Below are 11,711 nucleotides of genomic sequence, written 5' to 3' on the forward strand. Positions count from 1 at the left end.
GAGTACATGAGTGTGAACCTGATATTCAAAATTGCGGCTGTGGGAATCCTGGTCTCTGTGTTAAGCCAGGTCTTAAAGCACAGTGGGAGAGAAGAACAGGCGTTTCTTACAAGCCTTGCAGGGCTTTTACTGGTTCTGTTCTGGATTGTGCCGTACATTTACGATTTGTTTGAATCCATGAAACGGCTGTTTTCATTATAAGAATATCCGACAGTAGAAAGAAGGGATTACCATGGACATGTTGCGTATCGGAATCATGGGCGTAGCCGGAACACTTCTTGCCATACAGTTTAAAAGCGGAAAATCCGAGTATGGAATCTACATTACTGTGGTTCTAAGCCTGATTATTTTCTTTAGCGTACTGGGGCATATTGGGACCATCGTGGAGGCGATGAAGGGCATTGGCAGATTTATCCAGATGGACCAGGCTTACATCGGAACATTAATCAAGATGCTGGGCATTACATATATTGCAGAATTTTCATCGGGAATCTGCAAGGATGCCGGATATCAGACCATTGCGTCCCAGATTGAAATTTTTGGAAAGCTGGCGGTCATGCTTCTAAGCCTTCCCATTCTCATGACTCTGCTGAATACGATTAGGGAATTTCTGTCATGAGAAAAAGGAAATGTGCCTTACTGGTATTAGCCGTGGCTGTAGCAACGCTCGTTTTCTTTTCGCCTATGAAAACAGCGGCATCAGAAGCCGCCACATTTTCAGATATCAGAGACAAGCTGGTCAGTCAGTACGATTTTGAGGAAATAGATGGCTCGCTTAAGGAATTGTTCCCAGACGAACAGCTTGATTTCAAGGAAACTCTAATGGGCATCCTGTCCGGCGACTTGGATTTTTCCCTTCAGTTACTGGGAGAACTGGCGGCAGACCAGCTTGGATATGCGTTTCAAAGCAGTCGGAGCAATTTGATTCATATGCTGCTTATAGCATTGCTTGCCGCCGTGTTCAGTAATTTCTCCAAGGTGTTTCAGAGCCGCCAAATTTCTGATATCAGCTTCTACGGCCTGTACCTGCTGCTCATTGCTCTGGCCATCAGCTCATTTGAAGCTGTGGTCAACTGGGTACGGGGAGGGATTGAAGCGCTGACTGCCTTTATGGGCGTATTCTGCCCGCTGTATTTTCTGGCAGTCTCCGTGGCAAAAGGAAGCGCTACCTCCGTAGCCTTCTACCATCTGGTGTTGTTTTTAATCTTTCTGACAGAGGTAGTTATCCTGAATTTTCTTCTGCCCATGCTTCATATCTACATGATTGTGCGGGTGCTGAATTACCTGTCAGATGAAGATTATTTGAGTAAATTTGCGGAGTTAATCGAGATGGCGGTGTCCTGGCTTCTAAAGACAGTTCTCGCCTGTATTGTAGGGTTAAATGTAATCCAAGGCTTAATCAGCCCTGCCATAGACACTGTAAAACGAAGCGTAATCACCCGAAGCGCCGAGGCAATCCCTGGAATCGGGGATGCCATAGGAGGTATGGCGGAAGTAGCTATTGGTACCGCTGTTCTTGTAAAAAATGGGATCGGCATGGCAGGGGCAGTCATATCCATCGCTCTGTGTGTGGTTCCCTTGGCACAGGTAGCTTGTATCGTTCTTCTCTACAAACTGGCCGCCGCAATCATACAGCCTGTCTCAGACAAGAGGATTGTTGGATGCATCGAGACTGTAGGGGAAGGGTGCAGAATGCTGCTTGGCGTAATTTTTACCACAGGATTTCTGTTCCTTCTGACAATCGTGGTAGTGGCGGCCGTCACAGGAAATGTATGAGGTGTAAGGATGTTTTCTTATTTGTATGAGTGGATTATGAAGCTGTCGTTTTACATGGTTATGGTAACAATGGTCCTCCATGTGGTTCCTAATTCCGATTATAAGAGGTATATTCGGTTCTTTACCGGACTGGTGCTTACGGTGATGCTTACAGATCCCTTTTTTCGTCTTCTGGGCATGGGGCAGTTGTGGCAGAATCTATATGAAAGCCCCGTATATCGGGAGCAGGTGGAGAAAATGGAAGAGGGGGCCCAGTATTTAAAGGAGATGTCAAAGGATGTGGAGAAGGAATTTGAAGATGTTTGGCTTAAGGATGATGACAGTACATCCATAGGCGTGGATGAAATCAAAATAGGGAGATGATGAAGATGAATTTGGAAGGAGGAAAAGAGCAGTTATTCAAGATTTCCAGGAAGATTTCCCTCAAAAAGCTAAAAAAAGACCAGCTTCTGATTCTCGTACTTGCAGGGATTCTCCTGCTTATCATAGCGCTTCCTACGGAAAAGAAAGGGGTTGAGAAGGGAAAAACAGAAACGGGCTTAGGCGTCAGCGAGGGAAAGAAGGAAGTAAGCCAGGATGAATATCTCTTTAACCTGGAGAGCCGGCTTGAGGCGGCCCTCTCCCAGATGGCAGGGGTGGGCGATGTGACGGTGATGATTACGCTGAAATCCTCAGCGGAGAAGGTGGTGGAAAAAGATTTGGAGGTGACAGACGAGGCGGTGACAGAGTCGGACAGCCAGGGTGGGGCAAGAGCGAGCCAGATCAACAGCCATGGGGAGACGACCGTATATCATGATGGAGGCACATCAGGAGAACCCTATGTCAGCAAAGAATTAAGCCCTCAGATTGAGGGCGTGGTGGTCATTGCCGAGGGCGGAGGAAATTCAGTGGTCAAACAGAATATAACTGAGGCAGTTCAGGCATTATTTGGGATAGACACGCATAAGATTAGGATAATGAAGAAGAGTTCAAAATAATGTGGCAGAAGTAGGAGGAAGAACAGTGAAACAGATTGTGAAGAAGAACCAGATCATTATTGCGGCTTTGGCCGTCATGATTGCGGCGGCAGGATACCTGAATTATTCAGGGAAAATCTTTGGGGACAAGAAAGAGGCGGAAGCTACCAATGCTGAACTTGCCAACCAGGAGCTTCTGGATATTTCAGAGGAGGATCTTGCCAGCGCGTCAAAGGATATTGAAAGCCAGGACGGGGAAGGCTCTGACGGAAGCGTGGACGGCACGCCGGGCGAGGCTGTGCTCACTGGCGGCGAGGCCAGCGCAGTGGTGGCTGAGGCAAAGGTGGCAAGAGAGCAGGTTCGTGCAAAGAATAAAGAGTCCCTGCTTGAGATTATTGACAATGAGACATTGAGCGACGCCCAGAAACAGGATGCCGTCAACCAGATGGTGGCAATGACGGATCTGGCGGAGAAGGAGGCTGCGGCAGAGACGCTTCTTGCCTCTAAGGGCTTCGATGAAGTGGTGATAAGCCTTACGGCGGACACGGCAGATGTGGTGGTGAATGCGGCAGACTTAAGCGACGCCAATCGAGCGCAGATTGAGGATATTGTGGCGCGAAAGACCGGAGTGGCGGCCCAGAATATTGTGATTACGCCGGTGAGTACAGAAGGGAAGTAATCATTAAATAGAAGCCATGGCACAGAGGTATTCATAGGTTTGACTGGATGAATACCTCTGTTAAATTTACAGTTATCTCAGATTTCAAAAGGTTTCCAACAGAAAAATATTTACATTGAAATAGAAGTTTATTATAATAGTCTATAGTGAAAATTTTGGGGTGGGATAAGTATGCCCATATTACACAGGAGGACGGACATGGCAAAGGGACAAGTTAAAAAGGCACAGATTCAGAAGGTTCAAAAGTTGCAGGCTCAGGCTGAAAATGCCATATTTGCTCTGGATATCGGAACTCGGAGTATTATTGGAATGGTAGGAATCGTGGAAGAAGACAAGGTCAGGATCATTGCCATTGATAAGGAAGAACATACAGAGCGTGCGATGATCGATGGGCAGATTGAGAACATAGAGAAGGTAACCACATTGGCGAGGAAGGTGAAGAAGCGTCTTGAGGAAAAAGTGAATTTCCAGTTAGAGCGTGTCTGCGTTGCCGCGGCAGGGAGAGCCCTGCGGACGAAGCGCGCGGAGTTTGAGATTAACCTTCCAGGCAAACAGGTGATTGACGACGAGATCATAAGCCGTCTTGAGGCAGGGGCCATCAGCAAGGTGGAGGAAGCCTTTGACGCGGAGAACAGCGCCAGGGAGGATATGCGCCGTTTCTATCTGGTAGGTTATACAGTGTGCCAGTATTATTTGGATGAGTACAGGATTTCCAGTTTAAAGGATCACAGGGGACAGGATGTAAAGGTAGATTTGATTGCCACCTTCCTGCCCAGTGAGGTGGTGGAGAGTCTTTATACGACCATGAACAAAATTGGCCTTGAGGTAGTCAGCGTGACCTTGGAGCCGATTGCGGCAATCAATGCCGCGATTCCGGAGAATTTGCGGCTTCTGAACCTTGTCATGGTAGACATTGGGGCAGGGACTTCTGATATTGCCGCGTGTACCGGCGGAAGCGTGACTGGTTATACCATGGCGACTGTGGCAGGAGACGAAGTCACGGAAGCAGTTATGCGGGAATATTTGGTGGATTTTGGGACAGCGGAAGCCATGAAGGCGCAGATTGAACAGGAGGAGGTCATTACATTTACGGATATCCTTGGATTCGAGCGGAAGGCGTCACGGGAGGAGGTTTTACAGTGTATCCAGAGCACCTCAGAGGTACTCTGTAAAGAGATTGCGGCCAAGGTGTTAGAGGTCAACGGCGGCGCGCCGTCCGCCTTGTTCCTTGCGGGAGGCGGAAGCAAGCTTACAGGGCTTCGGGAAGGAATTACGGCGGCGCTTCAGATGGATGCTAACCGTGTGGCAGTTGCTGGAAATAATTTCCGTATCAGTGCATTTTCTGATGAATACGATCTGAACAATCCAGAATATGCGACTCCTCTAGGAATTACGATTTCATCCGGCCTGAACCTGATTAATGACAGCTTTCGTGTGACGTTAAACGGAAGACCAGCCAAACTTTTCCGCAGCGGAAGCTTTACAGCTTTAAACCTTCTGATGATGAATGGCTATAGCTTCCAGGATATTCTGGGACGCCCAGGCACTAGCCTGCCAGTGACAGTCAACGGAAAGCGCAAGGTATTCTACGGTACGGCGGCGCAGCCGGCGTCACTGTTTATCAATAAGAAAGAGGGAAAGCTTTCTACCGTAATCAATGCAGGGGATTGTATTGATTTCGTTCCCTCAATTCCAGGAATTCCGGCAAGTCCATGTCTGGGAGATATTGAAGGGGCTTCTGAATGTCTGGAAATCACCCTGAATGGGGTGTTTATGCCTTTGGAGACTCCCCTTAAAATAGGGGATGTAATCCGAATCCGGATGCCGAAGAGTGAGGAAGATGAGAAAGACGAGGAAGATATTTTAGAAGAGCCATCTTTGGGAGATGGGGACAAAAATGAAGATGGCGCAGGCGAAGGAGATGGCGCCAAACATGTGACGGATGGCAAGCTGTCTGGGAATGACGCCGATGAGAAGAAGGAAGAAGCTGTATCTGGCAAAGAGGACAAAAAGAATTTCGATGCCAGTGAGACTGCCGACGTAAGGGAAAAAGAGGAAGTAATAGATACGGCAAAAGCTGACTTAAAAATAGAGGATGTGAAGCCGATAAAACAAGGGGGGTTGGAGTCTGAGAGGGAAATCAGGCATCAGGAGGTTACGGCGGCGCCTCCAGATATGAAAAGCAGGACAGAACCGGTAAAAAGTGAGGCGATAGATGCTGTGACACAACAGGTATCCCTGAAAAGGAACACCATATCACCGGCATCAGGAGTGCCCAATGCGGCAGCAGCAAGCAGACCAAGAAACGGTTACATGGAGGAGGGGCAGTTAGAGTTAGATTTTGGTAAGGGCGGAACGAACATATCCAATAATATATCGGGAATATCGCCGCCACAAGCGCCAAGGACAACGGGAATAGCTTCAGCGGGAATATCGCCTCAACCCTCCCGTATGGGCGCGGGAGGCAGCATCCTCTTTCAGCTTAATGGCTCTCCTTTGCGGCTGCCGCGTAAAGAAAATGGAGGGTCCTATTACCTGATGGATCTGCTTCAGTATTCTGGAATTAATCTCAATAATCCTAAAGGTTCGATTGAACTGGTTGTGAACGGAGAGCCGGGGATGTTCCAGCAGAAGCTACGGGAAGGGGATTCTATTACGATAGAGGAAAAGATGCTGTAAATAATCGTAGCAGATTACAGGCTATGTGCATTATAGTGCATGTAGCCTTTTGGTGGTTTCCTGCACGAAAAGATGACCAGCGGATTATTTTGAAGCCAGATGCATGAAAAGTATACTAGATGAACAAAATATTGGATAAAATGACAGCGCTTTTAGAAAAAGAGCAGTTAGGAAAGGATTTTTATCGTGTTGGAGATTGATTACTGTATATCATTGATACAACTTCAAAAGTATACTGATACTCAACTATGCCAGTTGTTTATATACGCAAGCAGGGATAAAGACGAGATATTCCGCGCAGATTGTACTTACCGAATGTGCATCATGGAGCTTAACCGAAGGAACCACGACAGGTGGCCCTGTGAGATGGATGTGATCTCGTATGTCAATATTTATGATGAAGACGGGGAGATTTTATTTGGTTATGGCAGACAGTATCAGATGTATATCATCCATGGCTCTGTGCTGGTGTATGACGACGACTGGGTTCCGTACCTGTTCAGCAGCAGAGAGGAGGACAAGAGATGTATATGGAAATATTTCTGCGTATCGCGTGAGGAAAAGACTGACGCCAAATACGTTACGAGTTAAGGGGATAAATCTTATGAATAATAAGAATAAAAGTTATGATATTTTTTTCTTTGATTTGGATGGTACATTAACGGATTCCTCCCTTGGCATAACCAATTCTGTAATTTATGCCTTGAAGAAATTTGGGATTGAAGAGACGGACCGCAGTAAGCTTTATTCATTTATCGGGCCGCCCCTTCTGCTGTCTTTTGAGAAATTTTATGGCTTCTCAAAAGAACAGTCAATGGATGCAGTCAGGTATTATAGGGAGTACTACTGTGACAGGGGGATCTTTGAGAACCGTGTGTACGATGGAATGGAAAATGTGTTAAAGGAATTGAAAAATCAGGGAAAGCTTCTGGTGGTGGCAACTTCCAAGCCAGAACCTTTTGCGCGGCAGATTATAGAGCATTTTCATCTAATGCAATTCTTTGATTATGTGGCGGGGATGGAGATGGACGGAAGACGCCAAACCAAGGAGGAGGTAATCCGCTATGCCCTGGATACCTGTAGAATTACGGACAAGTCCAAAGTGTTGATGGTGGGTGACCGTGAGTATGACGTGATTGGAGCGCAGGCTTTAGGGATTGACTGTCTGGGGATTTTATATGGATTTGGATGCCGAGACGAGCTTGAAAAAGCCGGAGCAGATTATATTGTAGAGACGGTGGAGGAGATTCTTGGATTTGCATAAGAATGAAAAAGGAAAATGTAAATATTGATATTTTACTTGACAAAGAGAAAAGATGTTGTTATGATTAAAAAACAGAACGCACTCTGTTTTTTGAAATATTATCATTTTTCATGTCTATGCTGGATATTAAAATGAAAATAAAAGAAAGAGGTGCAATATGCAGAGAGTTTATTCATTGATCGTTGATAATACCACAGGCGTTTTAAGCCGGATTTCCGGACTTTTCAGCAGACGGGGGTATAGTATTGACAGTATTACAGCCGGTGTGACGGCAGATCCCAGATTTACCAGGATTACCATTGTTGCGTCAGGAGACGAGCTGATTCTGGCTCAGATTGAGAAGCAGGTAAGGAAGTTAGAGGATGTAATCGAGATTAAGGTGTTAAAGCCAGAGGAATCGGTGTACCGTGAGCTGATTATGATCAAGGTGCGGGCGAATGCGTCAGAAAGGTCAGAGATTATCTCTGTGGCTGATATTTTTCGAGCCAAGATCGTGGATGTGGAGAATGGCTCTCTTATGATTGAGCTTACAGGAAACCAGTCCAAGCTGGAGGCATTTATGAATCTGTTGGATGGGTATGAGATTTTAGAGCTTGCCAGGACAGGAATTACCGGACTATCCCGTGGAAGCAAGAATGTTACATATATTGACTAGCAGGTAAACAGAGGGTAGTTTGTCTGCCCTCCGTTTTACAATATGAAATCAACATATTTTTACACATTTAAAATGTAGGAGGAAAGTTAAGATGGCAAAAATTTATTACCAGGAGGATTGTAATTTATCATTACTGGAAGGAAAGACAATCGCTGTAATCGGATATGGAAGTCAGGGACACGCACATGCCCTGAATGCAAAGGAGTCCGGCTGCCATGTGATTATCGGTCTGTATGAGGGCAGTAAGTCTTGGGCAAAGGCAGAGGCCCAGGGCTTCGAGGTTTATACGGCTGCTGAGGCGGCAAAGAAGGCAGATATCATCATGATTCTGATTAATGATGAGCTGCAGGCTGCTATGTATGAGAAGGATATTGCACCGAACCTTGAGGAAGGCAATATGCTGATGTTTGCCCATGGCTTTGCAATCCATTTTGGACAGATTGTTCCGCCGTCAGGTGTGGATGTTACGATGATTGCACCAAAGGGACCTGGACATACGGTAAGAAGCGAGTATCAGGCAGGTAAGGGTGTTCCTTGTCTGGTGGCTGTAGAGCAGGATGCCTCCGGCAAGGCTCTTGACAAGGCTTTAGCATACGCCCTGGCAATCGGTGGTGCAAGGGCAGGGGTTCTTGAGACAGATTTCCGTACAGAGACAGAGACAGACCTTTTTGGCGAGCAGGCAGTTCTGTGCGGAGGTGTCTGTGCGCTGATGCAGGCAGGTTTTGAGACTCTGGTGGAGGCTGGATATGATCCGAGAAACGCTTACTTTGAGTGTATCCATGAGATGAAGCTGATTGTTGACCTGATTTACCAGTCTGGTTTTGCAGGAATGAGATATTCCATCTCCAATACAGCAGAGTACGGCGATTATATTACTGGACCAAAGATTATTACAGAGGATACCAAGAAGGCTATGAAGAAGATTCTCTCCGACATTCAGGACGGAAGCTTTGCCAAGGAGTGGCTGACAGAGAACAAGGTAGGCGCACCTCATTTCCGCGCTATGAGAAGAAATGCTGCAGAGCATGAGTGTGAAAAGATTGGCGAGGAGTTACGTAAGCTGTATAGCTGGAGTGATGAGGATAAGCTGGTGAACAATTAAATATTTGGCTGCTGTGATTATTTTAAAAATACGCGCATCCCTGAGAGAATGGGGGATGTGCGTATTCTTAATTTTAGAGTTAAGTATGTACAGATAAAGCCGATATATAAATATATACCTGCAGGGCGCACCATAATGTATGCCCTGCGGAAGTATACTCTTGATATGGGAAAGGAGAAGAATATATGGATATTGCAGGATTATCATCAGTTATGTCCATGGAAAAGCTGCAGATGAATGTGGGATTTGCCATGATGTCCAAGGTTATGGACGCAATGGAGATGTCAACTGAGGCTATGGCTGAGATGATGGATGCAGCGGCCCAGGTTTCTGGCGGCGCGGCGATACCAGGATTGGGAGAGAATCTTGATATATTGGTTTAATTTCGTATGTTAAGATGAATTAGTCTTACATAGAGGTAAGACTAAGAAAAGAGGTCTGCGAAGATTATGAGAATCATGTTCGCAGACCTCTTTTTTTTGCGACACGAAAAATGTAGAAAATTGCGAATTTTTTTACTATATTCCGACAGTAAAATCTTGTACAATAGATACAGAATTATTTAAGGGGGATAAGGGAAAATGGGTGAGAAAGAATTATCAGTTTGTATCGGGATTCATCATATAGCAACATTGCTTGGGATATCGGAAGGGATATACTATTTATTTGCGGGAAAGCAGCGGTTTTGGAGAAGCAGCGGCGTATTCCTGCTCACAGTTTTTCAATCATGGGCAGGACTTAAGATATTGGCGGATTTACAGAAGGGGAAGTCAAGGCTTAATGAAAGCTACCGGAATCTGGAAAAGATAAAAAGCAGCAGGAGACAGAGGCGGGGAATTCTATGGGGGATGGTGTTGTCCTCCACATTGTTTAAGCTTCTGCCAGTACACTTATTGGGGCAATGACAGAGGATTGATATCGTTAATCGGCGCTGGGGATTTAACAAAATATTCCTATGCATATTCCCTTCTGTCCCCGCATAAACTACTGTAAAATCCATGAATGGCATTTTTATGAGACCGAAAAGACAGAGACAGGAAGAAGAAAGTCATCCTTTTAGGAATAAAATCGCAGAATTGTCAGAGCTGCCTAAAGACGTTGCCTTGGGCATGCCAATCTTAACCGTTATCGGGCAGATGGAGTTGTGTCTTGAGAATTATAGAGGGATTCTTGAATACACCGACACTCTGGTGCGTATCCAGACCAGAACCGGACAGATTCGGATTACAGGGCAGAAGCTTCAGGTAGTCTATTATACCAATGATGAGATGAAAGTGAACGGCCATATACAGTCTATTGAATATCAGCATTAGCGAGGAGGTACGACATTGCTGTTAAAGATCATCCGATACATAAAAGGATACATCCGTATTCGGATTACAGGGTACTCGACGGAGAGATTCTTAAATGCGTGCAGCCATAAGGGGATTGTGTTGTGGGGGCTTACGCCGGTAAACCGAGCATACGAGATGAATATCCAGGTTAAGGGCTTCCGGCAGTTAAAACCAATCATCAGGAAGACGGGAACGAAGGTGGTTATTGTAGGGCGGTTCGGTCTTCCTTTTTTTTTACATAAATACCGTAAACGGAAATTATTTTTTGCAGGGGCCCTTCTTTCCCTGGCTCTTGTATTTCTTTTGTCCAGGTATATCTGGAATATTGACATTCAAGGAAATCTTTCCTACACAGACGAGACGCTGCTTCGTTTCCTTGAAAGTACCCAGGTGACAAACGGAATGCCTGTATCTGAGGTGGACTGTGCAAGGATTGTAAAAGATATCCGAAAGGAATATAATGACATCATCTGGGTTTCCGCCTCAATAAAGGGGACACGGCTGATTATACAGGTGAAGGAGAACGAGGATTCCCTTCCTGCCATGGATGAAGTTAATCCAGAGCCGGCAGGGGAACAGCTACAGGAAGATAAGGCCATGGATATCGTTGCTGACCAGGACTGCATCATTACTAAGATTGTGCCGAGAAATGGGATTCCCATGGTGAAAGAAGGGCAGCAGGTGAAGGCAGGGGAGATTCTGGTTTCCGGCCAGGTTCCGGTGCTGGACGATTCGGGCACTGTAATCGGCTATCAGTACCATAAGGCGGATGCAGATATCCAGGGACGGACCTCCATAGAATATCAGAATGAGATTAGCCTGACTTATGAGGAAAAAGAGTATGCGGACATTGAAAAAAAGGAATATACCCTGAAAATAGGGAGTTACTATCTGAGGCTTGGTTCAATCCGAAATTCCTACGAGGCATGGGAAATGTACGGCTTCGCAAAGCAGTTGTGCATCGGAGATAATTTCTATCTTCCCATCTGTTATGAGAAGAGAATCGCGAAGCCTTACCGTCCTTTGGAGAAAAAATACACGAAAAATGAGCTTCAAAGGATATTAAGTAAAAGTTTTCAGCGATATTGTAAAGATTTGGATAAAAAGGGGGTAGAAATTATTGAGAATAATGTTAAAATATACACAGGGTCAGAAAAAGCTGAGGCGAAAGGCAGACTTACAGTCTTAACGCCCATCGGAACCTTGACCCAATCTCAATTACTGGAGATTCCGGTAATCGAAGAACAAGACGAGACAGGAGAATAG

General features: G+C 45.7%; 15 protein-coding genes. All 15 read left to right on the forward strand.

Features of this window, described 5'->3' with window-relative positions:
• Positions 1-6 precede the first annotated feature (6 nt).
• The 15 genes from spoIIIAC to GN277_RS11715 all read left to right on the forward strand — a co-directional run bounded on the left by spoIIIAC (position 7) and on the right by GN277_RS11715 (position 11,711).
• Complete coding sequence (gene spoIIIAC, locus GN277_RS11645; protein ID WP_159751191.1) at positions 7-201, forward strand: stage III sporulation protein AC; 195 nt, start codon at positions 7-9, stop codon at positions 199-201.
• A 31-nt stretch (positions 202-232) separates the two neighbouring features.
• The gene (gene spoIIIAD, locus GN277_RS11650) at positions 233-619 is read left to right on the forward strand and encodes a stage III sporulation protein AD (protein ID WP_159751192.1); all 387 of its coding nucleotides are present in this window, start codon (positions 233-235) and stop codon (positions 617-619) included.
• Positions 616-1,776: a stage III sporulation protein AE gene (locus GN277_RS11655; protein ID WP_159751193.1), complete on the forward strand. Its 1,161-nt coding sequence runs from the start codon at positions 616-618 to the stop codon at positions 1,774-1,776. The genes spoIIIAD and GN277_RS11655 overlap by 4 nt, the downstream gene beginning before the upstream one ends.
• Before the next feature lie 9 nt (positions 1,777-1,785).
• The gene (locus tag GN277_RS11660) at positions 1,786-2,139 is read left to right on the forward strand and encodes a stage III sporulation protein AF (RefSeq protein ID WP_159751194.1); all 354 of its coding nucleotides are present in this window, start codon (positions 1,786-1,788) and stop codon (positions 2,137-2,139) included.
• Between the two features lie 5 nt (positions 2,140-2,144).
• Complete coding sequence (locus GN277_RS11665) at positions 2,145-2,753, forward strand: stage III sporulation protein AG (RefSeq protein WP_159751195.1); 609 nt, start codon at positions 2,145-2,147, stop codon at positions 2,751-2,753.
• Between the two features lie 25 nt (positions 2,754-2,778).
• Positions 2,779-3,411, forward strand: a complete 633-nt coding sequence (locus GN277_RS11670) for a SpoIIIAH-like family protein (protein WP_159751196.1) — start codon at positions 2,779-2,781, stop codon at positions 3,409-3,411.
• A 198-nt stretch (positions 3,412-3,609) separates the two neighbouring features.
• Positions 3,610-6,090: a cell division protein FtsA gene (locus tag GN277_RS11675; RefSeq protein WP_159751197.1), complete on the forward strand. Its 2,481-nt coding sequence runs from the start codon at positions 3,610-3,612 to the stop codon at positions 6,088-6,090.
• 189 nt (positions 6,091-6,279) lie between these two features.
• Entirely contained in the window at positions 6,280-6,681 is a 402-nt protein-coding gene (locus GN277_RS11680; RefSeq protein WP_159751198.1) for a hypothetical protein, read from the forward strand.
• A 13-nt stretch (positions 6,682-6,694) separates the two neighbouring features.
• A complete protein-coding gene (locus GN277_RS11685) occupies positions 6,695-7,354 on the forward strand; it encodes an HAD family hydrolase (RefSeq protein ID WP_159751199.1) in 660 nt (219 codons plus the stop codon).
• Between the two features lie 157 nt (positions 7,355-7,511).
• Entirely contained in the window at positions 7,512-8,009 is a 498-nt protein-coding gene (ilvN, locus tag GN277_RS11690) for an acetolactate synthase small subunit (RefSeq protein WP_159751200.1), read from the forward strand.
• 91 nt (positions 8,010-8,100) lie between these two features.
• Positions 8,101-9,111, forward strand: coding sequence for a ketol-acid reductoisomerase (gene ilvC, locus GN277_RS11695; protein ID WP_159751201.1), 1,011 nt, complete (start codon positions 8,101-8,103; stop codon positions 9,109-9,111).
• Between the two features lie 185 nt (positions 9,112-9,296).
• On the forward strand, positions 9,297-9,494 hold the full coding sequence (locus GN277_RS11700; RefSeq protein ID WP_159751202.1) for a YjfB family protein: 198 nt from the start codon (positions 9,297-9,299) through the stop codon (positions 9,492-9,494).
• A 198-nt stretch (positions 9,495-9,692) separates the two neighbouring features.
• Complete coding sequence (locus tag GN277_RS11705) at positions 9,693-10,016, forward strand: hypothetical protein (RefSeq protein ID WP_159751203.1); 324 nt, start codon at positions 9,693-9,695, stop codon at positions 10,014-10,016.
• A gap of 108 nt (positions 10,017-10,124) precedes the next feature.
• Entirely contained in the window at positions 10,125-10,424 is a 300-nt protein-coding gene (gene yqfC / locus GN277_RS11710) for a sporulation protein YqfC (protein WP_244324684.1), read from the forward strand.
• 15 nt (positions 10,425-10,439) lie between these two features.
• Positions 10,440-11,711, forward strand: a complete 1,272-nt coding sequence (locus tag GN277_RS11715) for a sporulation protein YqfD (RefSeq protein ID WP_159751205.1) — start codon at positions 10,440-10,442, stop codon at positions 11,709-11,711.

It is taken from the genome of Sporofaciens musculi (assembly GCF_009830285.1).
GTDB lineage: Bacteria > Bacillota > Clostridia > Lachnospirales > Lachnospiraceae > Sporofaciens > Sporofaciens musculi.

What these genes read in the sequence shown, in the direction of transcription:
- spoIIIAC (WP_159751191.1), top strand. Translation starts at nt 7, where the DNA reads ATGAGTGTGAACCTGATATTCAAAATTGCGGCTGTGGGAATCCTGGTC.
- spoIIIAD (WP_159751192.1), top strand. Translation starts at nt 233, where the DNA reads ATGGACATGTTGCGTATCGGAATCATGGGCGTAGCCGGAACACTTCTT.
- GN277_RS11655 (WP_159751193.1), top strand. Translation starts at nt 616, where the DNA reads ATGAGAAAAAGGAAATGTGCCTTACTGGTATTAGCCGTGGCTGTAGCA.
- GN277_RS11660 (WP_159751194.1), top strand. Translation starts at nt 1,786, where the DNA reads ATGTTTTCTTATTTGTATGAGTGGATTATGAAGCTGTCGTTTTACATG.
- GN277_RS11665 (WP_159751195.1), top strand. Translation starts at nt 2,145, where the DNA reads ATGAATTTGGAAGGAGGAAAAGAGCAGTTATTCAAGATTTCCAGGAAG.
- GN277_RS11675 (WP_159751197.1), top strand. Translation starts at nt 3,610, where the DNA reads ATGGCAAAGGGACAAGTTAAAAAGGCACAGATTCAGAAGGTTCAAAAG.
- GN277_RS11685 (WP_159751199.1), top strand. Translation starts at nt 6,695, where the DNA reads ATGAATAATAAGAATAAAAGTTATGATATTTTTTTCTTTGATTTGGAT.
- ilvN (WP_159751200.1), top strand. Translation starts at nt 7,512, where the DNA reads ATGCAGAGAGTTTATTCATTGATCGTTGATAATACCACAGGCGTTTTA.
- ilvC (WP_159751201.1), top strand. Translation starts at nt 8,101, where the DNA reads ATGGCAAAAATTTATTACCAGGAGGATTGTAATTTATCATTACTGGAA.
- GN277_RS11700 (WP_159751202.1), top strand. Translation starts at nt 9,297, where the DNA reads ATGGATATTGCAGGATTATCATCAGTTATGTCCATGGAAAAGCTGCAG.
- GN277_RS11705 (WP_159751203.1), top strand. Translation starts at nt 9,693, where the DNA reads ATGGGTGAGAAAGAATTATCAGTTTGTATCGGGATTCATCATATAGCA.
- yqfC (WP_244324684.1), top strand. Translation starts at nt 10,125, where the DNA reads ATGAGACCGAAAAGACAGAGACAGGAAGAAGAAAGTCATCCTTTTAGG.